The organism is Aureimonas phyllosphaerae (assembly GCF_047943035.1).
In the GTDB taxonomy this organism is placed as follows: domain Bacteria; phylum Pseudomonadota; class Alphaproteobacteria; order Rhizobiales; family Rhizobiaceae; genus Aureimonas; species Aureimonas phyllosphaerae.
Map to the genome: position 1 here is coordinate 2,430,073 of NZ_CP181348.1, position 26,204 is coordinate 2,456,276.

The 26,204-nt window shown below is 67.9% G+C and carries 24 protein-coding genes and 1 riboswitch; of the genes, 15 read left to right on the top strand and 9 right to left on the bottom strand.

Annotated features, from left to right (window positions below):
• The first annotated feature begins 135 nt into the window (after positions 1–135).
• The 7 genes from choX (at position 136) to ACLNGM_RS11460 (ending at position 8,626) form a co-directional block, all read left to right on the top strand.
• Positions 136–1,077 (top strand): choline ABC transporter substrate-binding protein, encoded by a 942-nt coding sequence (gene choX, locus ACLNGM_RS11430; RefSeq protein WP_416355013.1) that lies wholly within the window; start codon positions 136–138, stop codon positions 1,075–1,077.
• A 78-nt stretch (positions 1,078–1,155) separates the two neighbouring features.
• Entirely contained in the window at positions 1,156–2,676 is a 1,521-nt protein-coding gene (betC, locus tag ACLNGM_RS11435) for a choline-sulfatase (RefSeq protein WP_416355014.1), read from the top strand.
• Positions 2,677–2,835: 159 nt separating this feature from the next.
• The gene (gene ugpB, locus ACLNGM_RS11440) at positions 2,836–4,134 is read left to right on the top strand and encodes a sn-glycerol-3-phosphate ABC transporter substrate-binding protein UgpB (RefSeq protein WP_416355015.1); all 1,299 of its coding nucleotides are present in this window, start codon (positions 2,836–2,838) and stop codon (positions 4,132–4,134) included.
• An 82-nt stretch (positions 4,135–4,216) separates the two neighbouring features.
• Positions 4,217–5,101, top strand: a complete 885-nt coding sequence (gene ugpA, locus ACLNGM_RS11445) for a sn-glycerol-3-phosphate ABC transporter permease UgpA (protein ID WP_416355016.1) — start codon at positions 4,217–4,219, stop codon at positions 5,099–5,101.
• A 4-nt stretch (positions 5,102–5,105) separates the two neighbouring features.
• Positions 5,106–5,954 carry a sn-glycerol-3-phosphate ABC transporter permease UgpE gene (gene ugpE, locus ACLNGM_RS11450; protein ID WP_416355017.1) on the top strand — a complete coding sequence of 283 codons (849 nt, stop codon included), beginning with the start codon at positions 5,106–5,108 and terminating at the stop codon, positions 5,952–5,954.
• Positions 5,954–7,012 carry a sn-glycerol-3-phosphate import ATP-binding protein UgpC gene (locus tag ACLNGM_RS11455; RefSeq protein ID WP_416355018.1) on the top strand — a complete coding sequence of 353 codons (1,059 nt, stop codon included), beginning with the start codon at positions 5,954–5,956 and terminating at the stop codon, positions 7,010–7,012. The genes ugpE and ACLNGM_RS11455 overlap by 1 nt, the downstream gene beginning before the upstream one ends.
• Before the next feature lie 67 nt (positions 7,013–7,079).
• A riboswitch (glycine riboswitch) is annotated at positions 7,080–7,169 on the top strand.
• Positions 7,170–7,312: 143 nt separating this feature from the next.
• Positions 7,313–8,626: a D-amino acid dehydrogenase gene (locus ACLNGM_RS11460; protein WP_416355019.1), complete on the top strand. Its 1,314-nt coding sequence runs from the start codon at positions 7,313–7,315 to the stop codon at positions 8,624–8,626.
• A gap of 61 nt (positions 8,627–8,687) precedes the next feature.
• On the opposite strand, the gene ACLNGM_RS11465 is transcribed toward ACLNGM_RS11460, so the two are convergent.
• Positions 8,688–9,383: a TIGR02594 family protein gene (locus ACLNGM_RS11465; protein WP_416355020.1), complete on the bottom strand. Its 696-nt coding sequence runs from the start codon at positions 9,381–9,383 to the stop codon at positions 8,688–8,690.
• Between the two features lie 178 nt (positions 9,384–9,561).
• Between ACLNGM_RS11465 and otsB the strand changes: the two genes are divergently transcribed.
• The 5 genes from otsB (at position 9,562) to ACLNGM_RS11490 (ending at position 14,126) form a co-directional block, all read left to right on the top strand.
• Complete coding sequence (gene otsB / locus ACLNGM_RS11470; RefSeq protein ID WP_416355021.1) at positions 9,562–10,320, top strand: trehalose-phosphatase; 759 nt, start codon at positions 9,562–9,564, stop codon at positions 10,318–10,320.
• A gap of 2 nt (positions 10,321–10,322) precedes the next feature.
• A complete protein-coding gene (locus ACLNGM_RS11475; protein ID WP_416355022.1) occupies positions 10,323–11,774 on the top strand; it encodes an alpha,alpha-trehalose-phosphate synthase (UDP-forming) in 1,452 nt (483 codons plus the stop codon).
• A gap of 89 nt (positions 11,775–11,863) precedes the next feature.
• Entirely contained in the window at positions 11,864–12,505 is a 642-nt protein-coding gene (locus ACLNGM_RS11480; RefSeq protein WP_416355023.1) for a 2-dehydro-3-deoxy-phosphogluconate aldolase, read from the top strand.
• 89 nt (positions 12,506–12,594) lie between these two features.
• Entirely contained in the window at positions 12,595–13,458 is an 864-nt protein-coding gene (locus tag ACLNGM_RS11485; RefSeq protein WP_416355024.1) for an alpha/beta hydrolase, read from the top strand.
• On the top strand, positions 13,455–14,126 hold the full coding sequence (locus ACLNGM_RS11490) for a GNAT family N-acetyltransferase (protein WP_416355025.1): 672 nt from the start codon (positions 13,455–13,457) through the stop codon (positions 14,124–14,126). Before ACLNGM_RS11485 ends, ACLNGM_RS11490 begins: the two co-directional genes overlap by 4 nt.
• Before the next feature lie 13 nt (positions 14,127–14,139).
• On the opposite strand, the gene ACLNGM_RS11495 is transcribed toward ACLNGM_RS11490, so the two are convergent.
• From ACLNGM_RS11495 to ACLNGM_RS11515, 5 genes are all read right to left on the bottom strand, one after another.
• On the bottom strand, positions 14,140–14,580 hold the full coding sequence (locus ACLNGM_RS11495; protein ID WP_090960718.1) for a hypothetical protein: 441 nt from the start codon (positions 14,578–14,580) through the stop codon (positions 14,140–14,142).
• A 159-nt stretch (positions 14,581–14,739) separates the two neighbouring features.
• On the bottom strand, positions 14,740–15,825 hold the full coding sequence (locus tag ACLNGM_RS11500; protein ID WP_416355026.1) for an autotransporter outer membrane beta-barrel domain-containing protein: 1,086 nt from the start codon (positions 15,823–15,825) through the stop codon (positions 14,740–14,742).
• 96 nt (positions 15,826–15,921) lie between these two features.
• Entirely contained in the window at positions 15,922–16,908 is a 987-nt protein-coding gene (locus ACLNGM_RS11505) for a 2-hydroxyacid dehydrogenase (RefSeq protein WP_416355027.1), read from the bottom strand.
• Between the two features lie 17 nt (positions 16,909–16,925).
• Positions 16,926–17,960: a LacI family DNA-binding transcriptional regulator gene (locus ACLNGM_RS11510; RefSeq protein WP_416355028.1), complete on the bottom strand. Its 1,035-nt coding sequence runs from the start codon at positions 17,958–17,960 to the stop codon at positions 16,926–16,928.
• Positions 17,961–18,040: 80 nt separating this feature from the next.
• Complete coding sequence (locus tag ACLNGM_RS11515) at positions 18,041–18,517, bottom strand: MarR family winged helix-turn-helix transcriptional regulator (protein WP_416355029.1); 477 nt, start codon at positions 18,515–18,517, stop codon at positions 18,041–18,043.
• Positions 18,518–18,637: 120 nt separating this feature from the next.
• Between ACLNGM_RS11515 and ACLNGM_RS11520 the strand changes: the two genes are divergently transcribed.
• The 3 genes from ACLNGM_RS11520 to ACLNGM_RS11530 are packed head-to-tail and all read left to right on the top strand — an operon-like array spanning position 18,638 to position 21,632.
• Positions 18,638–19,450, top strand: a complete 813-nt coding sequence (locus ACLNGM_RS11520; protein ID WP_416355030.1) for a creatininase family protein — start codon at positions 18,638–18,640, stop codon at positions 19,448–19,450.
• Positions 19,451–19,491: 41 nt separating this feature from the next.
• A complete protein-coding gene (locus ACLNGM_RS11525; RefSeq protein WP_416355031.1) occupies positions 19,492–20,655 on the top strand; it encodes a CobW family GTP-binding protein in 1,164 nt (387 codons plus the stop codon).
• Complete coding sequence (locus tag ACLNGM_RS11530; RefSeq protein WP_416355032.1) at positions 20,655–21,632, top strand: WD40 repeat domain-containing protein; 978 nt, start codon at positions 20,655–20,657, stop codon at positions 21,630–21,632. The genes ACLNGM_RS11525 and ACLNGM_RS11530 overlap by 1 nt, the downstream gene beginning before the upstream one ends.
• A gap of 6 nt (positions 21,633–21,638) precedes the next feature.
• Here ACLNGM_RS11530 and ACLNGM_RS11535 read toward each other — a convergent pair whose 3' ends face one another.
• The 3 genes from ACLNGM_RS11535 to odc2 form a co-directional block, all read right to left on the bottom strand.
• Positions 21,639–24,035, bottom strand: a complete 2,397-nt coding sequence (locus tag ACLNGM_RS11535; RefSeq protein ID WP_416355033.1) for a PAS domain S-box protein — start codon at positions 24,033–24,035, stop codon at positions 21,639–21,641.
• 157 nt (positions 24,036–24,192) lie between these two features.
• Entirely contained in the window at positions 24,193–24,774 is a 582-nt protein-coding gene (locus ACLNGM_RS11540; protein ID WP_416355034.1) for a GNAT family N-acetyltransferase, read from the bottom strand.
• A gap of 126 nt (positions 24,775–24,900) precedes the next feature.
• Positions 24,901–26,034 (bottom strand): ornithine/lysine decarboxylase, encoded by a 1,134-nt coding sequence (gene odc2, locus ACLNGM_RS11545; RefSeq protein ID WP_416355035.1) that lies wholly within the window; start codon positions 26,032–26,034, stop codon positions 24,901–24,903.
• Positions 26,035–26,204 lie beyond the last annotated feature (170 nt).

The following is a 26,204-nucleotide window of genomic DNA, read 5'->3' on the forward strand; positions in this document are numbered from 1 at the left end:
AGGCCGGACGTTCCGTGCAAAGGCTCGGAGGCGAAACGGAATGGCCTTGTGCTTTCCGGTCTCTGCCGTTGAGATGGCGGGACCGGGAGCGGCGCTCCCATCGCGGTCCGCCGGAGCGGACGACAGGAGACGCGCATGATCCGCAACGCATCGATCGCCTTCGCCGCCCTCTCGCTGGGCCTCGGCGTCGCCGGAGGGGCACAGGCCGCCGATCCCGCCTCCTGCAAGACCGTGCGCATGTCCGATCCCGGCTGGAGCGACATCACCTCGACCAACGCTCTGGCAGGCGTCGTCCTGAAGGGCCTTGGCTACGAGCAGAAGGTCGAGACGCTGGGTGTTCCGGTCGGCTACCAGGCGCTCGCCAATAAGCAGACCGACGTCTTCCTCGGCAACTGGATGCCCGCACAGGCGAAGTTCCGCCAGCAGCTCGAGGTGGACGGCACCGCCGAGGAACTGACCCGCAACCTGACCGGTGCGAAGTTCACCCTCGCCGTACCGAATTACGTCGCCGAGGCGGGCGTCAAGGACGTGAAGGATCTCGCGACCAACGCCGACAAGTTCGGCAAGGAGATCTACGGCATCGAGCCGGGCGCGCCTGCCAACATCAACATCCAGTCGATGATCGATGCCCCCAACTACGGGCTCGCCGGCTGGAAGCTGGTGGATTCCAGCGAGCAGGGGATGCTGACGCAGGTGCAGCGCGCCGAGCGCTCCAAGGGCTGGGTCGTGTTCCTCGGCTGGGCACCGCACCCGATGAACAACATGGGCATTACCTACCTGTCGGGCGCCGACGAGTTCTTCGGCCCGAACTTCGGCGGCGCCGAGGTCTTCACGCTGGCCCGCGCCGGCTACAAGACCGAATGCCCGAACGCGGCCAAGCTCTTCGGCCAGATGGTCTTTACGGTCGAGCAGGAGAACCAGATCATGGCCGCGCTCGCCGACGGCACCGATCCGGCAAAGGCCGCCAAGGACTGGCTGAAGGCGAACCCCGGCGTTCTCGACGGATGGCTCGCGGGCGTCGAGACCCTCGACGGCCAGCCGGGCCTTGCCGCCGTGAAGGCGAGCGTCGAGGGCTGACGCCGCATCCGGCTTGACGGATCGGGGCTGTCGCGGTCAATGCCGCGGCAGCCCCTGCATCCTTCTGGCGAGCGCGACATGCTTCAGAGCCGGCCCAACTTCCTCATCGTCATGGTGGACCAGCTCAACGGCACGCTGTTTCCCGATGGGCCGGCGCGTTTCCTCCACGCGCCCAATCTCAAGGCGCTGGCAGCCCGTTCCGCGCGGTTCGTCAACACCTACACCGCGAGCCCGCTCTGCGCGCCGGCGCGCGCCTCGTTCATGAGTGGACAGCTGCCCTCGAAGACGCGCGTCTACGACAACGCCGCCGAATTCGCCTCCGATATTCCGACTTTCGCGCATTACCTGCGGCGCGCCGGCTACCGCACAACGCTGTCGGGAAAGATGCACTTCGTCGGGCCGGACCAGCTCCACGGCTTCGAGGAGCGGCTGACGACCGATGTCTATCCCGCCGACTTCGGCTGGACGCCCGACTACCGCAAACCCGGCGAGCGCATCGACTGGTGGTATCACAACCTCGGCTCCGTCACGCACGCGGGCGTCGCCGAGATCACCAACCAGCTGGAATACGACGACGAGGTCGCCCACCACGCGGCCGCCCGGCTCTACGACCTGTCGCGACGCAACGACGACCGGCCCTTCTGCCTCACGGTCTCCTTCACCCATCCGCACGACCCCTACGTCGCGCGTCGCCGTTTCTTCGATCTCTACCGCAATTCGCCGGCGCTCCTGCCCGCGGTCGAGCGGATCGAGTTCGCCGACCAGGATCCGCATTCGCAGCGCCTGATGATGGCCTGCAACGACCACGAATACCGCATCACGGACGAGATGATCGCCCGTTCGCGGCAGGCCTATTTCGCCAATATCAGCTACATCGACGAGAAGGTCGGCGAGCTCGTCGACATCCTCGAGCGCACGCGCATGCTGGAGGACACGATCATCCTCTTCGTGTCCGACCACGGCGACATGCTCGGCGAGCGCGGCCTCTGGTTCAAGATGAACTTCTTCGAGGGCTCGGCCCGCGTGCCGCTGATGGTCTCGGCGCCCGGCCTGCCGCCCGGCCCCTACATGCAGCCGGTCTCGACCCTCGACGTGCTGCCGACCTTGGCGGAGCTCGCCGGGATCGACCTGTCGGACGGCGCCGAATGGCTCGACGGCATCTCGCTGATGGACACGGCGCGGCGGGGGGAGCGGGCACAATCGGTGCCGATGGAGTACGCCGCCGAGGGCTCGATCGCGCCGATGGTCGCGGTCCGGCGCGGGCGGTGGAAGTTCACGCGTTGCTTGGCTGATCCCGACCAGCTCTTCGATCTGGCGGACGATCCGTCCGAACTGCGCGACCTCGCCGCAGACCCGGACCATGCCGAACTGCTCGCCGCCTTCGACGCCGAGGCGACCCGTCTGTGGAATCTGCGCGCCTTCGACCGCGACGTGCGCCAGAGCCAGGCGCGCCGCCTCGTCACCTACGAGGCGCTGCGCAACGGCGCCTACTATCCATGGGACTTCCAGCCGCTTCAGAAGGCGTCGGAACGCTACATGCGCAACCACATGGACCTCAACGTGCTGGAGGACTCCCAGCGCTTTCCGCGAGGCGAGTGAGCGCACGAGGTGCGTGTGGAAGGCTGAAAACGAAGGCGTGATAAGGCTTTGCGCTGTCATGGAACCATCGTAGGTTTGACACGCGACTGTTGGTTCGCGCCGCTAGGAGGGCGGTGACGGACCGTGGCCATCAAGGCCCGGCGCTGGGAGCCTATTGCGATGACCAAGACGACCGCCGCCGCTGCGACCCTCGTGGCCGCCCTTTTCGCCTCGACCGCCGCCGTGGCGCAGACCGAGATCCAGTGGTGGCATGCCATGACCGGCGCCAACAACGAGGTCGTGGACACGCTCGCCAAGGAGTTCAACGAGAAGCAGTCCGACTACAAGATCACGCCGGTCTTCAAGGGCACGTACCCCGAGACGCTGAACGCCGGCATCGCCGCCTTCCGCGCCAAGCAGCCTCCCGCGATCATCCAGATCTTCGACGCCGGCACCGGCGTCATGATGGGCGCCGAGGGCGCGATCAAGCCGGTGGCCGAGGTGCTTGGCCAGAGCTTCGACAAGTCGAAGTACCTGCCGGGCATCGTGTCCTACTATTCCAAGCCCGACGGGACGATGCTGAGCTTCCCGTACAACTCGTCCTCGCCGATCATGTACTACAACAAGGACGCCTTCCAGAAGGCGGGCCTCGACGTCGACAACCCGCCCAAGACCTGGCCGGAGGTGTTCGACGCCGCGAAGAAGATCAAGGCGTCGGGCGCCGCCCCATGCGGCTTCACCTCGACCTGGCTGACCTGGATCCAGACCGAGAACTTCGCCGCTTGGAACAACGTGCCCTACGGCACCAACGAGAACGGTCTCGCCGCCCTCGACGTGAAGCTCGAGGTCGATGCCCCGATCTTCGTCGAGCATTTCCAGGCGATCGCTGACCTCGCCAAGGACGGCACGTTCCGCTACGGCGGCCGCACGTCGGAGGCCAAGCAGCTGTTCCTGTCGGGCGAGTGCGCGATGCTGACCGAATCGTCGGGCGGCCTCGGCGACGTCGTGAAGTCCGGCATGAACTACGGCACCGGCCAGCTTCCCTACGATCCGAAGGGGAACAACGCGCCGCAGAACACCATTCCGGGCGGCGCCAGCCTCTGGGTCTTCGGCGGCAAGTCGGACGAGGAATACAAGGGCGTCGCCGCCTTCTTCGAGTTCCTGTCGCAGACCGACATCCAGTCGCGCTTGCACCAGGTCTCCGGCTACCTGCCGGTGACGCTCGCCGCCTACGAGGCGACCAAGGCCAGCGGCTTCTACGAGAAGAACCCGGCCCGCGAGATTCCGATCCAGCAGATGATGGGCAAGACGCCGACCGAGAACTCCAAGGGCGTGCGTCTGCCGAACCTGCCGCAGGTCCGCGACATCATGAACGAGGAGTTCGAGGCCATGCTCAACGGCAGCCAGGACGCCAAGATGGCGCTCGGCAAGATCGTCGAGCGCGGCAACGCGGCGATCGCGCAGGCCGCCGGCCAGTAAGCGGCCGCACAGGCGATCCTCACCCTCAAGGCGCCCCGCCGTTCGCGGCGGGGCGCGCCCATGTCATGCTCGGGGCGGCCGTTTGAACACCCGCGTCACCTTTCCCAACAAGCTTCTGCCGTACTTGCTGCTCGCGCCGCAGGTTCTGGTGACGCTCGTCTTCTTCTACTGGCCAGGGGCGCAGGCGCTCTACCAGTCCGTCCTGCGCGAGGACGCGTTCGGCCTGAAGACCGAGTTCGTCGGCCTCGCCAACTTCCGGCAGGTGCTGAGCGATCCCGGCTATCTCCACGCCCTGAAGACCACCATCATCTTCAGCCTTTCGACGGCCGTGCTCGCGATGGGTCTCGCGCTGCTGCTCGCGACATCGGCCGAAAAGGTGCTGCGCGGCAAGGCGTTCTACCGCACGCTCCTGATCTGGCCCTACGCGGTCGCACCCGCCATCGCCGGCATGCTCTGGCTCTTCATGTTCAATCCGACGATGGGCACGTTCGCCTACATGCTGCGCGCGGCCGGCTATGGCTGGGATCCGCTGCTGAAGGGCGATCAGGCGATGGGACTCGTCATCGTCGCGGCAGCCTGGAAGCAGATCTCCTACAACTTCCTGTTCTTCGTCGCCGCCCTCCAGTCCATCCCGCGCTCGCTGATCGAGGCGGCGGCGATCGACGGGGCGCGGGGGCCGAAGCGCTTCTGGACCATCGTCTTTCCGCTGATCGCCCCGACGACCTTCTTCCTCCTCGTCGTCAACACCGTCTACGCCTTCTTCGACACGTTCGGCATCATCGATTCGGTGACCGGCGGCGGCCCCGCGAAGGCGACGGAAACGCTCGTCTATAAGGTCTATACGGACGGCTTCGTGAACCTCAATCTCGGCGCCTCGGCCGCCCAGTCGGTGATCCTGATGGCGATCGTCGTGGCGCTCACCGCCTTCCAGTTCCGCTTCGTCGAGCGGCGCGTGCACTACGGATAAGGCGATGATCGAGAACCGACCCTTTGCCACCGCGCTCGCGCACTGCGTCCTCATCCTCGGCGTCCTGATCGTCGCCTTTCCGATCTACTACACGTTCGTCGCCTCAACGCTCTCGGTCTCGGAAATCCTGCGCCCACCGCTCCCCCTCGTGCCGGGCGATCGCTTCGCCGAGAACTACGGGCAGGCGCTGTTCGGCGGCGTCGGGCGGATCGGCGGCGTCAGCGTCTGGACCATGCTGTTCAACACGTTCGTGATGGCGATGGGCATCGCGCTCGGCAAGATCGTCATCTCGCTCCTGTCTGCCTTCGCGATCGTGTTCTTCCGCTTTCCCTTCCGGATGGCGTTCTTCTGGCTGATCTTCATGACGCTGATGCTGCCCGTCGAGGTGCGCATCCTGCCGACCTACAAGGTCATGGTCGATCTCGGCCTGATCGACACCTATGCCGGGCTGATCCTGCCGCTGGTCGCCTCCGCGACGGCGACGCTGCTCTTCCGCCAGTTCTTCCTCACCATTCCGGGCGAACTGGTGGAAGCCGCGCGCGTCGACGCGGCGGGGCCGATGCGCTTCTTCCGGGACATCCTCCTGCCCCTGTCGAAGACCAACATCGCCGCGCTCTTCGTCATCCTCTTCATCTACGGCTGGACCCAGTATCTCTGGCCGCTTCTCGTCACCAACGACAACTCCATGAACACGATCGTCATCGGCCTGAGGAAGATGATTTCCTTCGCCGACGCCGACACGCCGTGGAACCTCGTCATGGTGACGGCGATCCTCGCCATCGTGCCGCCCGTCCTCGTGGTGGTGCTGATGCAGCGCTGGTTCGTCAAAGGTCTCGTGGAATCGGAAAAGTAATGGCCTCGATCACGCTCCAAGACGTCCGCAAGACCTATCCGAACGGTCAGGAGGCGGTGAAGGGCATATCGCTCGATATCGCCGACGGCGAGTTCGTGGTGCTGGTCGGTCCGTCCGGCTGCGGCAAGTCCACGCTCCTGCGCATGGTGGCGGGGCTCGAGACGATCACGGGCGGCGAGGTCCGGATCGGCGACCGGCGGGTCAATGACCTCGAACCCGCCGACCGCGACATCGCCATGGTCTTCCAGAACTACGCGCTCTACCCGCACATGAGCGTGCGCCAGAACCTCGCCTACGGGCTGAAGAACCGAAAGATGCCGGCCTCCGAGATCGAGCGGCGCATCGGCGAGGCGGCGCGCGCGCTGGAGATCGAGACCTATCTCGACCGCAAGCCGGGCCAGCTGTCGGGCGGGCAGCGCCAGCGCGTCGCCATGGGGCGCGCGATCGTGCGCGAGCCGGCCGCCTTCCTCTTCGACGAGCCGCTGTCGAACCTCGACGCCAAGCTGCGCGTCTCCATGCGCGCCGAGATCCGCCGCCTGCAGAAGCGGCTGAAGACCACGAGCCTCTACGTCACCCACGACCAGCTCGAGGCGATGACGCTGGCGGACCGGCTGGTGGTGCTGAACGGCGGACAGGTCGAGCAGGTCGGCACGCCGATCGAGGTCTACGAACGGCCAGCCTCCCTGTTCGTCGCGAGCTTCATCGGGTCGCCGGCCATGAACCTCGTGCCGCTCGCCGAGGCGCTGAAGATCGAGGGCATGGATCGGGCGCTCGGGCTTACACCGGGCCGCGCCGAAGTGCTCGGCATCCGGCCGGAGCATGTCGCGATCGTCGAGGGTCCGGGCGACGGTCGCCCGTACGCGGACGTGACGCTCAGCGCGATCGAGCGGGTGGGGGCGGAGACCTATCTCTACGGCGCCCTGCCGGCCGGCGGTCCCGACATCGCGCTGCGCACCGCCGGGCACGTGCGCAAGGACCTCGGCGAGACGGTGCGGATCGGCTTCGATCCGGCGGCCCTCCACCGCTTCTCGGCCGACACGGGGCGGCGTGTTGCCTAAAAGCTGGGCAGAGGCTGCGGATTCTTTGATCTTGCCGCATTCGTCCTATTCCCATATGTAACAGCTATCGCCGCTTGCGGGAGAGACCAGCCGAAAGGCTGGCGCCGAAGGAGCAACCGCCCCGGAAACTCTCAGGCAAAAGGACCGCGCGGCGCAAACCATATCCGGAGAGTGACGACCCGTCGGGTCGTCCGCCGAAGGAGAAAGCGGACGAGGGAATGCTTCCCCGCCGTGAAACTCTCAGGCCAGTGACGGAGGGGCACGAAGGCAACCCGCGATAGTGCGGGGAAAGGACCTGTCGTGACCTCAGTGGCCGTTATCGGCGCCGGCATCACCGGCATCACCACCGCATACAAGCTTCTCTCGCAGGGCCTCGACGTCACGGTCTTCGACCGGAACGCCTATTCGGCCATGGAGACCTCGTTCGCCAACGGCGGCCAGCTGTCGGCCTCCAACGCCGAGGTCTGGAACTCGCCGTCGACCTTCATCAAGGGCATCAAGTGGATGCTCAAGAAGGACGCGCCGCTTCTCGTCCACCCCGCGCCGACTTGGCACAAGCTGTCCTGGATGGCCGAGTTCGTGCTGGCCGCGCGCTCCTACGAGGAGAACACCGTCGCGACCGTGAAGCTCGCGATCGCGGCTCGCCGGCATCTCATCGAGATGGCCGAGCGCGAAGGGTTCGAGTTCGACCTCGTGAAGCGCGGCATCCTGCATGTCTACGAGTCGAAGTCCGAGTTCGAGCATGCCTCGCGCGTCAGCCAGCTCTACGCCAAGGGCGGGCTCGAGCGCCGCAGCCTGACCGATGCCGAGATCCACGCGATCGAGCCGGCGCTCGCCGGCACGTTCCATGGCGGCTTCTTCACCGAATCCGATTTCACCGGTGACATTCACAAGTACACGCGGGGCCTTGCCGACGCCGTGGTGCGCCGCGGCGGCAAGATCCGCTACGAGGCCGATGTGACGCAGCTTTCGATGCGCACCGAAGGCGGCGCGGCCGTGTTCTCGCGGACCGTCGGCAGCGAAGGCGAATCGGTCCGCGAGGACTTCGATGCCGTGGTGGTGTGCGCCGGTGTCGCCAGCCGCCGCTTCGCGAGCCAGCTGGGCGACCGCGTGAACGTCTACCCGGTGAAGGGCTACTCGATCACGGTGAACCTGACGGACGAGGCGAGCCGCGAGGGTGCCCCTTACGTGTCGCTGCTGGACGACAAGGCCAAGATCGTGACCAGCCGTCTCGGTCCCGACCGGCTGCGCATCGCGGGCACGGCGGAGTTTGCGGGCGAGAACCGCGACATTCGCATGGATCGCATCAAGCCGCTGGTCGACTGGTGCCGCCACCGCTTCCCCGGCGTCTCCACCGCCTCGGTCGTGCCCTGGGCAGGCCTGCGCCCGATGATGCCCGACATGATGCCCCGCGTCGGCCGCGGCAAGGCGAAGGGCGTCTACTACAACACCGGTCACGGCCATCTCGGCTGGACGCTGTCGGCGATCACCGCCGACACGATCGCGGCCGAGGTGGCGGGCGACTACGCGGCGCCCGGTGTCTTCGTGCGGCCGGAGCTGAAGTCGGTGCCCGAGGTGCGCGCCGAAGCCGAGCGCCTGACCGAAGCGGCCTGAAAACCGTAGAGAACGTCATGAAAGCCGGTCCCGCCGCTCGAGGGGCCGGCTTTCCCATATCCTACGCGAGAGCCGTCTCGAAACCGCCGCCGGGCAGCGTCATCCGGACGATCCTTGGGTTCCCGCCGGGCGCGCTGGCGGGCCAGCGTGCGCCGAGACATTGCGAACGGGGCAGGCGCTTGATGTTCACAACATCGCTCTGATTGCCGCCGAGGACGTAAAGCCCGGCCGCGTCCTCACCCGCGTAGAAGCCGACATGGCCTTTGCCGCTCGCCCGGCTTTCCCGCCAGAAGACGAGGATGCTTCCCAGCCCCGGCTCGCACGCCGTGCCGAACCGCGACCAGTTGCGCGCGCCCAAGGGATGGGCCGGCAGCACCTCGTCCGGCAGGGTGGCCCCGACGCAGTGGGCCACGAAAAGTCCGCACCACGGCACGTCGTCGCCGCGATAGGGAATGCCGAGCTCCTTCGCCCAGTCCTCGATCACGAGGTTGCTGCCGGGCCCGGGCACTTCGCGCGTGCCCATCAATCGGCGGGCTTCTGCCATCCAGGGAAGATGATCGGGGGAGGGCGGGGAAGCCGCTCCGAACAGTCGGGCGCGGGTCTGGGGCCCGACGATGCCGTCCGCCGCGAGCAACTGGTCGCGCTGGAAGGCTCGCACGGCCGCAATGGTGCGCCGTCCCCAGATCCCGTCCGCGGAGCCGGGATCGTAGCCGCGCTCGATCAGTCGTGCCTGGATGCGCTTCGTCAGGTCGTCCATTCCATTCGCCCTCTTCCGTGGCGCAAGCGGATCGTAGCTGGCTCTGCGCTTGCATCCGGCATCTTCGTCGCAACCTCGGCGCGTGGGATGAGGTCGGGGAGAATGATGGGCGGCTAAGCGTGACGCGCGAGCGAGAAGACGGGTAGGCAGGCCTTTCGTTTCCCCTATCTTGGGGCCCATGAATCTCCCGCCTTCGCTCGATCCCGCTCGTCACGCTTTGTTCCTCGATTTCGATGGGACGCTTGTCGAACTCGTCGACAGGCCGGAGGACGTTTACATCGCGCCTCATGCGGTGGAGCGGCTCGCCGCGATCCAGTCCGCCTGCGACGGCGCCTTTGCTGTCATCAGCGGGCGCCGCATCGCCGACCTCGCCCACATCCTCGCGCCGCTGCGCTTTGCGGCGGCCGGCGTCCATGGGCTCGAGCGCCGCGAGGCGCCGGACGGTGAGGTGATCCCGCTGGCCGGGCCCGCGGCCCTGGATGCGATCCGCCTCGTTCTTTCGATCGGCGTCACCGAGGAGCCTCGGCTCCGGCTGGAGGACAAGGGCACCGGCCTCGTGATCCACTATCGCGGCTATCCCGAACTCGAACCCGTGGCGCGCGAACTCGTCACCCGCGCCGTCCAGGACGAGCCGGGCTTCGCGGTGATGCGGGGCGACAACATCGTCGAGGTCCATCTCGCCGGGATGGACAAGGGCAAGGCGATCGCTGCGTTCATGACGCGCGAGCCGTTCGTCGGGCGCGTACCGATCTACATCGGCGACGATACGACGGACGAGTTCGGCTTTGCGGCCGTGAAGGCGCTGAACGGTGTTTCGATCAAGGTGGGTGACGGCCCGAGCGAGGCGGATTTCCGGCTCGCCTGCGTCGATTCCGTCCATCGCTGGCTCGGGGTGGAGCCGGTGACAGGCGAGGACAGCATGAAAGAGGCATCTTAGGCATGGCAGGGGACAATCATCGCCTGGTCGTCGTATCGAACCGGGTCGGCCCTCTCAGCGACGAGGGGAAGGCAGGGGGATTGGCGGTGGGGCTGGCCGATGCGCTGCGGCGCCGGGGCGGCGTCTGGTTCGGCTGGAGCGGGGAGATTACCGAAGAGGGCTCGCACAGCGAGCTACGCGTCGAGGAGCACGGCCACACGGCGCTGAAGACGATCGACTTGTCGGAGGAGGAGATCGAGGGCTTCTACTTCGGATATGCCAACCGTTCGCTCTGGCCGCTGCTGCACTACCGGCTCGACATCGCCGCCTTCGACCGGGAATCCGAGCGCGTCTATCGCGCGGTCAATCAGCGCTTCGCCGAGCGCCTGAAGCCGCTCCTCCAGACCGACGACCTCGTCTGGGTTCACGACTATCACTTCTTCTTCCTCGGCCAGGACCTGCGCAAGGCGGGCTACGATGGCCGCCTCGGCTTCTTCCTCCACATCCCTTTCTGTCCGCCGGACATGATGACGGCGCTTCCCGCCAGCCAGGACCTCGTGCGCGCCATGCTCGCCTACGACGTCATCGGCTTCCAGACCGACAACGACCGGCGCAACTTCGTGGACTTCTGCGTGCAGGAGTTCGGGGCCGAGGACCTCGACGGCGACCGCGTGCGCACCTCCGACGGACGCATCGTTCGCGCATCCGCCTTTCCGATCGGCATCGACGCCGAAGGCTTCGCCGAGTTCGCGGTTTCCGACGAGGCGCGCGAGCATCAGACGATGGTCGAGAACATCTCCCACGGCCGCCACCAGATCGTGGGCGTCGACCGGATGGACTATTCCAAGGGCATCGTGGAACGCTTTCGCGGCTTCGAATTGCTTCTTGAGGACAACCCCGACCTTCGCGGCCAGACCCAGTTCCTGCAGGTCGCGCCGGTCTCGCGCGGCGAGGTCGAAGCCTACGCCGACCTGCGCGTCGAGCTGGAGGGGCTCGCCGGCAACATCAACGGCCGCTTCGCGACGCTCGACTGGAACCCGATCCAGATTCTGGTCAACGGCTTCACGCGCCGGGCTCTCGCGGGCATCTATCGCGCCGCGCAGATCTGCATGGTGACGCCGTTGCGCGACGGCATGAACCTCGTCGCCAAGGAGTTCGTGGCGGCGCAGGACCGCGCCAATCCCGGCGTCCTGATCCTGTCGCGCTTTGCCGGAGCCCGCGCCGAGCTGCCCGAGGCGCTGATCGTCAATCCCTATTCGCCCGACGATCTCGTGCGCGCGCTGAAGCAGGCGCTGACGATGCCACTCGAGGAGCGTCAGCGCCGGCACGAGGCGATGCGGGCGCGGGTCTTCTCCAACACCGCTCACAACTGGTGCGAGACGTTTCTGGCGGTTCTGGACGCCCCGGCGGAACGCGATCTTCAGCCGCCGTCCTGGTGGGAACGCTTTCGCTCCGGCATGGGCGTCGGCCGCTAGCAAATCGATTGAATGCCGGGTTTCGGGCGGCGGGCGCATCGGCTAAACCACCGTCAGCTCCACCCGTCGACGCAAGGACCGGACCGCTCATGACCCAGAAGACCCATGCCCTGATGGACATTCTGACGCGCCAGCCGGTGATGCCGGTGGTTGCGGTCGACAGCGCCGCCGACGGCGTGAAGCTCGCTCGCGCCCTGGCCGCGGGTGGCCTGCCCGGAATCGAGGTGACCTTGCGCACCCCGGCGGCGCTCGACGCGATCAAGGCGATCTCCGCCGAGGTCCCCGAAGCGGTCTGCGGCGCCGGCACGATCCTGACTCCGCGCCAGTTCGATCAGGCGGTGGAGGCGGGCGCCCGCTTCATCGTTTCGCCGGGCACGACGCACGAGGTGCTGGATGCCGCCAAGACGTCCGACGTGCCGCTCCTTCCCGGCGCCGCGACGCCGAGCGAACTGATGGCGATGATCGAGGAAGGCTACGAGATCCTGAAATTCTTCCCGGCCGAACAGCTCGGCGGCATCCCCTATCTCAAGGCGCTGGCGCCAGTGTTTCAGGGCATCCGATTCTGCCCGACGGGCGGCGTCAGCCCGAAGAACGTCGGCGAGTATCTGGCGCTGCCGAACGTCGTCTGCGTCGGCGGTTCGTGGGTGGCGCCGAAGGACTTCGTGTCGGCTGGTCGCTTCGAAGAGATCACCGCGCTCGCGCGAGAGGCTGCGGGTCTCGCCCGGCGCTGAGGCGATCGGCGCGGTAGCCGGCGTCTGGCCGCCGCGTCCGCCTGTTCCATCTTCTGCAGGACCTTCGACCCCTGGTCCTGCGATTGCCCTTGCGCTCCCTTCCCAGACTGCTTCTCCTCCTGTCGCTGGCCGGCTTCCTGTCGGCCTGCTCAGGCGCCGCGCTTCTCAACTCCGTCACCAGCCGCGCCGGCTATGAGACGGTTCGAAACCTTCGCTATATGCCGGGCGATCGCGGAACGCTCGACCTCTACGTTCCGTACGGGGCGGGGCCGGCGACGCCCATCGTCGTGTTCATCTACGGTGGGAGCTGGGACTCCGGCTCGAAGTCGATCTACCCGTTCGTCGGCCAGTCGCTGGCATCCGCCGGCTATATCGTCGCGATCCCCGACTATCGCGTCTATCCGGATGTCCTCTTCCCCGGCTTCGTAGAGGACGGCGCGCGCGCCGTGGCCGCGGTCCGCAAGCTCGGTGAGACCGGCGGCGCGGGCTTGGCGGCCGGGTCGCACCCACTATTCCTGATGGGGCACTCCGCCGGCGCGCAGATCGCGGCGCTCCTCGCCTACAACAAGCGCTATCTCTCGCGGGCAGGAGGCAGACCGGTCGCCGGCTTCATCGGGCTGTCCGGCCCATACGATTTTCTGCCGCTCAAGGAGGAGCGCTACAAGCGCATCTTCCCGCCGGCGTTGCGCGAGGCGAGCCAGCCGGTGAACTTCGTCGGACGAGGCGACCCGCCGACCTTCCTCGCCCACGGCGGCAAGGACACGACGGTCGATCCCGAGAACATGCGCTCCCTTGCGCGCAGGCTGCGGGCGGCCGGTGTGCCGGTGTCGGAAAACCTTTACCCCGGCCTCGACCACATCGGCACCGTCAGTTCGTTCGCCACGGCGCTGCCGCTTGGCAACCGGCAATTGCGGGCCGATGTCCTCGACTTCCTGAAGGACCATTCCCGATGAGCACGCACGACCTGTCGCACTGGGAGCCGCGCGAATTGCCCGGTCAGGGCGTGGTGACCGGCGAGCATGTCCGCGTCGAGCCGATGCACGACGCGCGCCGCTTCGCGGAGCTCTGCCAAGCGTTCGAGGGGCACGACCGGCTTTGGGACTACCTCGCTTACGGACCGTTCGAGACGGCCGAGGACTTCGGGCGCTTTGCCAACGCCAACTATCTCGGCACCGACCCGATGTTCCACGCGATCGTGCCGACGTCGTCCAACCGGGCGGAGGGGGTCGCCGCGCTCATGCGCATCGACCCCGCCAACGGGGTGATCGAAATCGGCCACATCTGCCTGTCGCCCCGACTGCAGCAGACGCGCGCGGCGACGGAGGCTTTCGCTCTTCTTTTCTCGCGCGTCTTCGACGAGCTTGGCTATCGCCGGCTGGAATGGAAGTGCAACGACCAGAACATGCCGTCTAAGCGCGCGGCGGCCCGGCTCGGCTTCGCCTTCGAGGGTGTCTTCCGGCAGCACATGGTCGTCAAAGGCCGCAACCGGGATACGGCATGGTTCTCCATCGTCGATGCCGAGTGGCCGAAGGTGAAGGCCGGCTTTGAGGCTTGGCTTCAGCCGGAGAACTTCGACGCGAAGGGCCGGCAGCGCCGGTCCCTATCGCAGCTTCGCCCATGAGGTGCGGCGTGCGTCAGCTCCGCGCCGGGACGATCGTGATCAGCGCGTTGGACGGATAGATCGACTCGTAGAGCACGCCGTCGCCCGGAATGAATTCGAGCACGGTCTCGCCGCCACCGTCGGCCATGATCAGCGAGCCGTCGCCGGTCGTCTTCCAGTAGGCGACGCGCGCGAGTTCCGGCGAGGCGGCGCAGTCCGGGCCGATCGGCGCGCGGCGGAAACCGGCGGCGGCGTCGGCGGGCCCCGCGATCTTGCAGGTTGCACCATTGCGCAGGTCGATGAGACGCACGGCTGCCGCAGGCTGCGGGCCGGCCGGTGCGATCGAGCCGGTGATCTCGGCGGAAGGTCGCATCAGCGACACCAGGCTCTCGGCGTTCGCATCCGAGCGAGCGGGAAGGTTGGCGAGGATCGTACCGACGAAGCCGACGCCCAGCGCCACGGCTGCAAATCTCATGACCAATCTCCGAATGCGCCGCGTTGCCGAGCGGCACCGAACCCTTGAACGGCCTGCGGCTCCCGGAAAACGAAGGCTTCCGAATGGGCAGAGGGGCAGGCTGACAGAGGCCGAGTATCGCATCGTTAGCCTTACCTGAAGGTTAACGATCGTTTGCGATCAGAACGTCGTCTCCAGCCGGATCTGCAGCGAGCGCGTGTCGCCGTCGCCGCCGAAATGGGAGCGGTGTTCCAGGCGCGCGGTCCAGTGCGGCGCAAGTTCCGCCTCGATCTCGGGCGCGATCATCAACTCTTGGCTGACGCGGCGACCGAGCGGACGCGCGCGGGCGATGTCCTGGCGCATCTCCAGCCGCAGGGCCGGTGCGATCGTCGCGCCCTGGCGGCGGATGACACGGCTGGTCTTGACCCCCGTGACGGCCGAGGTGCGGCTTGCCAGAAGCGCGCCCGACCAGGCGCCGTCCCTCGGCAGGGCTCGCACGACCACGCTTTCCATGCGGCCATAGGGCGACAGGGTCAGCGGACCCACGGCGAAGCGCGAGCCGTAGGTCGCGGTTGCGAACCCCGCCTCGCCCGATGCGATCGGAAGGCCGACGCCCGCCGGCGCGGATCGAAGCGGTCCGGCGCCCGCCGTCACGTCGAGATAGCTGTCCGGCGTCGGCGCGATGGTGCCGTAGGTCGAAAGCGTCGGCAGGTCGAGACTGCCGGCGCCGTCGATGGTGGCACGGTTGAGGCCGAGCGCCGCGCCGGCGGTCGCGCGAACGGAGAGCGACACGTCGAGGCCCGTCGCGATGTCGGCCCTCGAGTGGCGCGCCGCGATCATGCCGTCCGCTTCGCGACCGAACTCGACGATGCCGCTGCCCCAGACGTCGCCGCTCCCGTCGCTTGTCAGCCGACGGCTGACCTCGAGTTCGCTGGAGGGGGCGGGACGGCCTTCGAAGTCGTTGTCCCAGAACAGCGTCGGCAGGTCCGGCTGCGGAGCGTCGAGAAACGGATCGAGCGTGCGGTCGACCTGAGTCCGGTCGATCCGAAGGTCGAGATCGAGGCCCGACATCGCCGTGATGCCGGGATCGCGCACGGCTTCGACCCGCGCGTTGAGGCGGGCAGCGGCGGCAAGGGCCAAGTCGCTGGCGCTGCGTAGGCTGTCTTCGAGGGTCGCGGCCCGAGCCTCGGGTACGGCGACGAAGAAAAGGGCGGCGAGCGCTGCGAGCGTGAGCTTGCGACGCTTTCGTGGCCGGAGAACGGGCATGAACCGTATCCCCCAGAATGATGCTGATGCGAATGATCGCAGTGCAGCATAGTCCGGGGCTGGATCATGCGAAAGGGAGATAAGTCTCCCTTGCGATCACGATACCTTGGCGTGCGTCAGCCCGGCCTTGACGCTTTCGGGGACCGGTGTCGGCAGCGGCTCGCCTACGAACCAGGCCGACAGGTTGTCGGCCACGAGATCGCCCATGGCGCGGCGGGTATCGCGCGAGGCGGAAGCGACGTGCGGAAGGACGACGGCGTTGGGCAGGGCGAGAAGCTCGGCCGGGATGCGCGGCTCGTCCGCGAAGACGTCGAGCCCGGCACGCGCGATCGTGCCGTCCTTCAGCGCGGCGATGAGCGCCGGCTCGTCGACCGTCGAACCGCGTCCGATGTTGATGAAGATGCCGTCGGACCCGAGCGCCTTCAGCACGTCGGCGTTGACGGCCTTGTCGGTCGAGGCGCCGCCGGGCGCCGCGACGATCAGGATGTCGACCGCCTTCGCCAGACCCGCGAGCGTGTCATGGTAGGTGTAGGAGACGTCGCTCCGCCGGGAGCGGTTGTGATAGGCAATCGTGAGGCCGAAGGCTTCGAGGCGGCGCGCAATGGCGAGGCCGATGCGACCGAGACCCATGATGCCGACAGTCTTTCCGCGAAGACTGAAGCGCGTCAGCGGGTAGGGGCCCTTGGCCTCCCAGTGCCCGGCCCGCGCATGGGCTTCGGCCTGTCCGAGTTCGCGCACCGTCATCAGGAGGAGACCGAGCGTCGTGTCAGCGACTTCCTCGGTAAGAACGTCGGGCGTGTTGGTGACGGCGATGCCCTTGGACGCCGCGTAGGCCGCATCGACGCCGTCGTAGCCGACGCCGAAATGCGCGATGATCTCGAGACGGGGAAGGGCGTCGATTGCGTCGTTCGGGATGTGCCCGGCGACCGCCACTGCCCGGATCGCGCCGCGCTCGGCCTCGGGCAACTCGGTAAGGTCGCGCTTCTGCAGCTTGCGAACCGCGAAACGGCGCTCCAGTTCGGCGATCCCGTCGGCATTGAAGGGGCCGAACACGAGGACGGTGTCGTCGTTGGGCTGGGGCACGCGGGCGCTCGCTTCTTTCAGATGGTGGGGAGTGTTGAGTCGGAGCGCACGAGGCTGGACCGGCGCACGCGCAACTCGGGACGGATGAGTTCGAGGCGCTCCTCGGCCGGCGCGCCGTTGAGGCGGGCGAGCAACGCGTCCGCCGCCCGGTGTCCGACCTCGGCCTGACCGTTGGCGACCGTGGTCAGCGGCGGCATGGCGATCGCCGCCTCGTCGATATCGTCGTAGCCGCAGACGGCGATGTCGATGCCCGGCCGCACCCCGGCGCGCGACAGGCCGTACATCAGGCCGAGCGCCACGAGGTCGGAAAAGCAGACCACGGCGCGGGGCGAGCCCGGCAGGGCCAGGAATTCCGCGGCGGCATCGAAGCCCTGGTGCCGGGAACGGGGACCCTTGATCCACCAGTCCGGCCGGTACGCGATGCCGGCCTCTTCCAGGGCGTCGCGGTAGCCTTGCGCGCGGTCGCGGCCGGTCGAGGTCTGGTCGGTGCCGCCGACGAGCGCGATGCTGCGATGGCCTTCCTCGATCAGGTGGCGCACGACGAGCGACATGCCGTAGGCGTCGTCGCCGCGGAAGGAGGCGACGCCCGACCCCTCGACGGTTCGCGCGATGAGCGCGACCGGCAGGTCGTTGTCCTCGGCGAGACGGATGTCGGAGGCGGGTGTGCCGATCGCCGGTGACATGATCAGACCGTCGGCGCCGAGCTGCAGCATCGTGTCGAGGAACGAGCGCTGCTTCGACAGGTCGTCGTAATGGTTGCACAGCACGAAGGTTTGGCGCTGGCGGTCGAGTTCGTCCTCGACCGCTTTCAGGATCTCGCCGTAGAACGGGTTCATGATGTCGTGGACGCAGACGCCGACGATCCCGGACTTCGACGTGCGCAGGCTCGCGGCGCGGCGGTTGTAGATGTAGCCCGAGGTCCGCGCCTCTTCCTTAATGCGCTCGCGCGTGACCTCGGCGACGAGTGGACTGTCGCGCAGCGCCAGCGAGACGGTCGCCGTCGACAGGCCGAGCCGCTCCGCGATCGTCGACAGTTTGACCTTCTGCGCCACCTAGTCCCGTTCCATGTCCGTGCGAGAACAGCAATCGTTCGGGTGTAAGGACTGGCCTTCGCCGACGCAACCGGAGGCGATCAATCCTCGGTCTCTTCCAGAGGATTGGCGGTGCCGTCCGTCGTGAAATTGCGCTCGATCCGCTTCAGCATCTTGCGCAGGCGCCGTGCGTCCTTCGCCTTCACCCCCTTCAGCGCGCGCTTCTCGACCGCGGCGCGGGCCGCCTTCACCTCGGCGACCAGTCCGAAGCCCTTCTCGGTGAGGTGGACGAAGCTCTGCCGCGCATCGAGCCGCGAGGGGCGGCGCTCGACGATCCCCTGCGCCGACAGGCGCGTCATCGTCTTGGTCACGGTCGGCGGGCGGACCTGAAGCCGGTCGGCGAGATCGCGCAAGGAGATGCCGTCCTTCTCCTCGGCGATCGCGATGAGCACCGCGTCCTGGCCGGGATAGAGGCCGCGCTCGCTCAAGGAGTGGGACAAGGCGTTGCGCACGGCGCGCGCCGTCAGCGTCAGTTGGACGCTCACCACCGCCGGCCTGTTCTTCTTGCGCTCGCCCATGCCCCACCGTCGAGAATCCCGGTGCGAGGATGACCGGGCGATCCCGACTTGTCCACGCCGCGCCCTTTCCCCATTCCCCTCCGGACCCTACAAGCCTCTCACTCCCTACATGAGGCCGAAATGATCCCGCTGGCGCATCGATTCGAAGAGCTGACGAGCGCCGAGCTTCGCGCGCGAAAGGGTCGGCTCGAACGGGCCGTCGCCGTCCTGCCGGTGGCCGCCGTTGAGCAGCACGGGGCGCACCTGCCGCTCGGCACCGATGCGATCATCGCCGACGCGATGGTGGCGCAGGCCATCGCGACGCTGCCGGACGGTCTCGAGGCCGTCTTCCTGCCGGTGCTGCGGGTCGGCGCCTCGGACGAGCATCTCGCCTTTCCCGGCACGCTGTCTCTTGGATGGCGTACGGCGACCGAGACGATCGTCCGCCTCGGCGAGGGCGTGGCGAACGCGGGCTTCCAGCGCCTTGCCATCGTTTCCTCGCACGGCGGCAACACGCAGGCCGTGGAGGCCGCCGCGCTCGACCTCCGGCAGCGGCACGGGCTGCTGTGCGCCAGCGCCTCGTGGACCCGCTTCGGCCTGCCGACGGAGCTTCTCCCCGATGAAGAGATCGCGATCGGCATTCATGGCGGGGCGGTCGAGACCGCGCTGATGCTGGCGATTCGCCCCGATCTCGTTCGCACCGCCGAGATCGCCGACCAGCCCTCGCTGCAAAGCCGTCTTCTCGCGGAACGCCGGCTCCTTCGCGCCCACGGCCGCCTCGGCTTCGCCTGGGCGGCGGAAGACCTCAACCCCGTCGGCACCGTCGGGAACGCCACGCTCGGCACGGCCGCGATGGGCCAGGCGATCCTCGACCACCAGTCCGCGCGCTTGGTCGAGTTCCTGGCCGATATCGCCGCCGTGGATTGGCCAACGTCCCCCGTGCAAAACGGATAGGACGGGCCTATATCGGGCGCTCCAGACAAGGAGGCATCCCGATGTCCGACACGTCCCGCCCGACCGAGGGCCAAATTCCCGTCACCGTGCTCACCGGCTATCTCGGCTCCGGCAAGACGACGCTCTTGAACCGCATTCTCACCGAGGACCACGGCAAGCGCTACGCCGTGATCGTCAACGAGTTCGGCGAGATCGGCATCGACAACGACCTCATCGTCGAGACCGACGAAGAGATCTACGAAATGAACAACGGCTGCATCTGCTGCACCGTGCGCGGCGATCTCGTGCGCGTGGTCGAGAACCTGACGAAGCGGACCGGCCGCTTCGACGCGATCATCGTCGAGACGACGGGTCTCGCCGACCCGGTTCCGGTGGCGCAGACCTTCTTCATGGACGACGACGTGCGCTCGAAGACGCGCCTTGACGCCGTGGTGGCGCTGGTGGACGCCAAGCACATCGGCCTGCGGCTGAAGGATTCGCGCGAGGCGGAAGACCAGATCGCCTTCGCCGACGTCGTTCTCCTCAACAAGACCGACCTCGTGTCGGCCGAGGAACTTGCCCGCGTCGAGGCGACGGTGCGCGCGATCAACCCGTCGGCCGTGATCCATCGGACCGAGCGCTCCGCGATCCGGCTCGACCGGGTGCTCGGGCAGGGCGCCTTCGACCTCAGCCGCGTTCTCGACCAGGACCCGCACTTCCTGGAGGAAGCCGCGCACGCTCACGACGACCACGTCTGCGGCCCGGACTGCGACCATGACCACCATGGCCACGACCATCACGCCCATGACCATGGCCACGACCACCATGGACATGACCATCACGGTCATGATCACCACGACCACGACCACGGGCATCACCACCATGGTGAGGTCGCGCCGATCCACGACGTGACGGTGACGTCGGTCTCGCTGCGCGGCGGCGAGCTCGATCAGAACCGCTTCTTCCCCTGGATCCAGAATCTGACGCAGACCGAAGGGCCGAACATCCTCCGTCTCAAGGGCATCATCGCCTTCAAGGGCGACCCGGACCGCTACGTGATCCAAGGCGTCCATATGATCATCGAAGGCGACCACCAGCGTCCATGGCGCGAGAGCGAGCCGCGAGAGAGCCGGCTCGTCTTCATCGGGCGTGAGCTCGACGCCAAGCGGTTGGAGGAGGAGTTCCGCTCCTGCGCGGCCAAGACCCGTGAGGCCACGCCCGCCTGATGCCGCAGATTGCCCCTTACGCCTTCGACGGCCACGTCGAGGCGGCCGCCTTCCTGAAGGACGAGCCTGTCTTCGCCCTGTCGGACGGCACGATCCGCTTTCCCGCCGGCGGCGAGACCGCGATCGAGGCGCACAAGGGCGGGCTCCTGTCCGCCCGCCTCGACCCGTTCGCGCCGCGGCTCCTTTCGGGCGGCGAGGATGGGCGCGTCGTCCAGACGACGCCCGACCGCCTGTCCGCCGAGATCGCTTCGGCCGGACGGAAGTGGATCTCGTCCGTGGCCGGTGGCCCCGGTGGCGTGGTCGGCTATGCGGTCGGACGAACGGCCTTTGTGAAGGGGGCCAAGGGGGACGTGCGCGAGTTCGCGCACGCGCGCACGGTCGAGGACGTGGCCTTCGCGCCCAAGGGGCTGCGGCTGGCGACGGCGCGCTATGACGGCGCGTCGCTGTTCTTCGCGGGCACCGATGCCAAGGCGCAGGAACTCGACTGGAAGGGCGCCCATACCGGCGTCACCTTCTCGCCGGACGGGCGCTTCTTGGTCACCATCATGCAGGAAAACGCCCTGCACGGCTGGCGCCTCGACGACGGCAAGCACATGCGCATGACCGGTTATCCCGGCAAGGTGAAGAGCCTGTCCTGGTCGGCCAAGGGCAAGTTCCTCGCGACCTCCGGCGCGCCGGCCGCGATCCTCTGGCCATTCACCGGCAAGGACGGGCCGATGGGCAAGGCGCCGCTCGAACTCGGCACGCGGGGCGACACAACGGTGGTCGCGGTCGCCTGCCACCCGTCCGACGACGTCGTCGCGATCGGCTACGCCGACGGCATGATTCTCGCGGTGCGATTCTCCGACGCCAAGGAGGCGCTCTTGCGCCGGGGCGGCTCGGGTGCCGCGCGCACGCTCGCCTGGGACGCGAAGGGCCGCTTCCTCGCCTTCGGGACCGAGAACGGCGAGGCCGGCGTCATCGACGTCGCCGGCTGAGACCGATCAGGCGTCGCTGAGCGTCGAGGGAAGCACGCTGTCGTCGAGGTCGTTCTGGAGATCGGCCTCGATCAGGCAGACGAGGCCAGCCGGGTGATAGGTCATCGTGACCTCGCCGGCGAACTCCGCCGCGAGCGACTGCTCGATGAGCCGCGAGCCGAACCCCTTGCGCTCGGGCGCCACGACCGGCGGCCCGTCGACCTCCCGCCATTCGAGCCACAGGCTCCGGCAGCCCTCGCCCGGACCGACGCGCCAGGCGATGCGCACTCGTCCCGCGTCGTCGGAAAGCGCGCCGTATTTGGCGGCGTTGGTCGCGAGCTCGTGGAGCGCGAGCGCGAGGGCGAGGCTCTGGCGCGCAGTCAGCCGGATGTCCGGTCCGTCCCACGTGATCCGTTCGTCCTCGCCGCCATGCGTCGCCAGCGCCTGCGAGACGATCGCCTCGATCGGCGCACTGGTCCAACTCGTCTGGGTCAGGATGTCGTGCGCGTGGCTGAGCGCGAGGAGGCGGGCGGAGAAGGCCGTCAGCCCTTCCTGTGCGCTGGACGCGCGCCGCAGCGTCTGGTTGGCGAGCGCGTTGACCATGGCGAGCGTGTTCTTCACGCGGTGCTGAAGCTCGCGTGTCAGGAGCGTCTGACGCTCCTCGGCCTCCTTCGCTTCGGTGACGTCGCGCACCGCGCAGACGATGCGCACGGCCTTGCCGTCCTCACGAACGCATCGGCCGCTCGCATGGACGTTCCGCGTGGCGCAGTGATCGTGACCGATCGTGCGCAGAAGAAGATCGAAGTTCGGATCGCCGTCCGAGGCCATGGTCCGACGGACGGTGGCCTCCACCCGATCCCGGTCCTCGGGATGGATGCGCGGGCGGAAGGTGGCGGAATAGCCCACCGGCTCGTCCGGGCCGATCCCGAACACGATGCGGCATCGCGCGTCGCAGACCATCGTTCCGGTCTCGAGATCGTAGTCGAAGGTGCCCATCTCCGCGGCTTCGTGCGCCAGCCGGAGCCGCGCTTCGGTCTCGATCAGCGAGCGCTCGGCCTGGCGGCGGCGCGTATAGGTCCAGGCCCGGTTCAGCACCTCGCGGATGAAGCCGATCTCGTCGGCCGTCCAGCGACGCGGTGCGGAATGGTGGAGATACAGGATGACCTGCAGCCGGTCGTTCTCGCGCACCGTCAGATTGATCATCGACAGCGAGCCGATCGCCTCCCAGGCCGCGGCGCCATCGGCGGTGATCGGGTCGAGGCGCACGTCCTCGATGACCGTCATGCCCTGCCGCAGAGCGTCGGCGAGCCGGGTGCCGAAGTCGGCGATCCGCTTGCGGCCGGCCAGCGGGACAAGACCGGGCATCGTCCACTCGCCGATGACGGTCGCGAAAGTTTCGGTCGGATCCACCGTGGCGTAGCCGACGCGCGTGATCTCCAGCGTTTCGCCGAGGAGATGAAGCGCCTTCAGCGTGTAGTCCGTCGCCTCGCCGAAGCCGCCCTCGTCGCCGAGCCGCAACAGCGCATCCTGGCGACGCTCGCGCATCTTGTCGTGGGTGATGTCCACGACCGCACCGGGAAAGCGCACCGGTCGGCCGGCGTCGCTCAGGAAACAGCGGCCGCGCGCGTAGACCCAGCGCACCGCGCCGTCGCGCCGGACCGTGCGGTATTCGGACTCGAAGACGCCGCCCGTGGCGACGGTGTCGCGGATCAGCTCTCCGACGCGGGTCCGATCGTCGGCGTGGATGCCGTGGAGATAGGCCGAAAGGGGGAGGCCGGATGCCGCCTCGGTCTCGTCGACGCCGTAGAGCGAGGCGAAGCGGGCATCGGCGTAGATGATGTCCTCGGGGATAATCCAGTCCCAGGTGCCGATCAACGCCGAGGCGTCGAGCGCGAACTGCAAACGCTCGCGGCTCGCGGCAAGCTCGAGGCGCGAGCGCTCCTCCTCGGTCCGGTCGCGCAGGATCTTCAGGAAGCCAGTCGCCGCGCCGTCGCGGCCGCGCATCGGCACGAGTTCGCCGCGCGCGAAGAAGCGCGACCCGTCGGCGCGCTGCAGCCATCGGTCGTCCCGGGCGCGACCGTCCCGGATGGCCGTCGCCATCTCCCGCGCGAGCGGGTCGGCCGCACGGTCCTCAGGCAGGAAGATGCGGTTGGCGGACTGGCCGACGACCTCCTCGGCCGCCCAGCCGAAGATCGTGGTCGCGGCCGCGTTCCAGGCGACGATCCGCCCGGCGGGGTCGGTTACGATGAGAGCGGAGTCGGATACGCCGCCGAGCAGCGTTTCATAGACGGCTATGGATAGGGGCGTGTGACCATCCACGCCGCCGTCGAGCGCCCCGCAGGACCGGAGCCGTTCGTTCTCGCGCGTCAGGTCCGCGATCCTGTTTTCGGCAGCGGCCAGTCGGCTCGCGGCGTCCCCCGTCATTACCAGTTCCAAGCCATGCCATCGTGGAAGGCCCCCAAGCTCGTCGGCTTGGAGGCGTTGTCGTCCCCCGCATCACGTGAAGCATGTTCGCGCGCCGGGATCAAAGGCAAAGGTCGGTCGGAGTACAAGAACCGGGAGCCTTGCGGCTCCCGGCCAGTCAGGCGGCCACCGCCTGCGAAGCGAGACGGCCGGTCGGCACGATGGCGCCGCGAGCGCCCGACAGCATGCCGTCGCGCAGTTCCAGCCCGAGGAGGCGGTGCCGCTCGAAGGGGCCCGGCATGGCAAGTTCGGCGGCGCGGTCGGCAGCGAAGCCGAAGCGTTCGTAGAACGGCGCGTCGCCGACGAGGACGATCGCGCCGTGGCCGCGCCAGCGGCTTTCGGCGATCGCCCGGCGCATCAGCGCCGATCCGATGCCGAGGCCCTCGCAGCGCGCCGACACGGCCAGGGGCCCGAGCAGCAGCGCGGCCACGTCCACACCATCGCGCGACCCGGCCGCGACGTTCCACAGACGCACGGTGCCGAGCAGTTCACCCTCGTCCGATTCGGCGACCAGCGACAGACCTTCGGCGGGCAGGCGGTCGCGACGGATCGCCTCCGACGACTTGCGGCGGCGGCCCGGACCCATGGCGTCGTCGAGAAGCGCCTCGCGCGCGGCCTCGTCGGCGGCGGTCTCGGCGCGCAGGGAGAAGGCGGGCGGCAGGAAGGGCAGGTCGGCGAAAACTTGAGAGCGCGCGAACATCTGCGTTCATCCTCCGGGAACAAGGGGACGAGCGAAAGCGCGGCGCCCGTCCGGGCGCCGGCGACGAAGCCTTCCGGCGCTTGCGCGCCGGAAGGGATGTTCAGGATGGGACGGGCGGGCGGCCCGTCAGATGACGTAGGAGCGGAGCGGCTCGAACCCGTTGAACGCGACGGCCGAGTAGGTCGTCGTGTAGGCGCCGGTGCCCTCGATCAGGACCTCGTCACCCACCGTCAGCGAGATCGGCAGCGGGTAGGGGGTCTTCTCGTAGAGCACGTCGGCCGAGTCGCAGGTCGGGCCGGCGATGACGCAAGGCTCCATGCGGTCGTCGTCGCGCGCCGTCACGATCGGGTAGCGGATCGCCTCGTCCATCGTCTCGGCGAGACCGCCGAACTTGCCGATGTCGAGGTAGACCCAGCGGTTCTTGTCCTCGGCCGACTTCTTAGAGACCAGCACGACCTCGGCCTTGATGACGCCCGCGTCGCCGACCATGCCGCGGCCCGGCTCGATGATCGTCTCCGGAATCTGGTTGCCGAAGTGACGTCGGAGCGCGGCGAAGATCGAGCGGCCGTAGGCCTGCGCCGACGGCACGTCCTTGAGGTAGCGCGTCGGGAAACCGCCCCCCATGTTGACGAGCGTCAGCACGATGCCGCGCTCGGCCAACTGGCCGAACACCATCGCCGCATCGGCCAGCGCCTTGTCCCAGGCTTCGGTGTCGCACTGCTGCGAGCCGACATGGAACGAGACGCCGGTGGCGACGAGGCCGAGGTCGCGGGCATGGCTCAGGACGTCGATTGCCATCGCCGGGACGCAGCCGAACTTACGGGACAGCGGCCACTCGGCGCCCTCGCCGTCGGTCAGGACACGGCAGAACACGCGCGCACCGGGCGCCGCGCGGGCGACCTTCTCGACCTCTTCGACGCAGTCGACAGCGAACAGCGAGACGCCGAGCGCATGGGCGGCCGCGACGTCGCGCTCCTTCTTGATCGTGTTGCCGAAGGAGATGCGGTTCGGCGTGGCACCGGCGTCGAGCGCCATCTCGATCTCGGCGACCGAGGCGCAATCGAAGGACGAGCCCAGCGAAGCCAGGAGACGCAGGATCTCCGGCGCGGGATTGGCCTTTACGGCGTAGAAGATGGAGCTGTCCGGCAGGGCCTTGCGGAACGCACGGAAATTGTCCTCGACGATGTCGAGGTCGACGACGAGGCAGGGGCCGGCGGGGCGGCGGGTGGCGATGAAGTCGAGAATGCGCTGCGTAGCCATCGGAAGCTCCGGTTAACCATGAGGTTGACGAGGAGCGCACGCATTCGTTCCCACATGCAGCCGGTGGAGACCCCGCACGTGAAGCGAACGCGAAACGCGACATGTACGGACCCGACGACGGGGTGAGCCGCCAAAGGATCCGGTAAAGTCTGCCGTGGATTGGAGAGCTA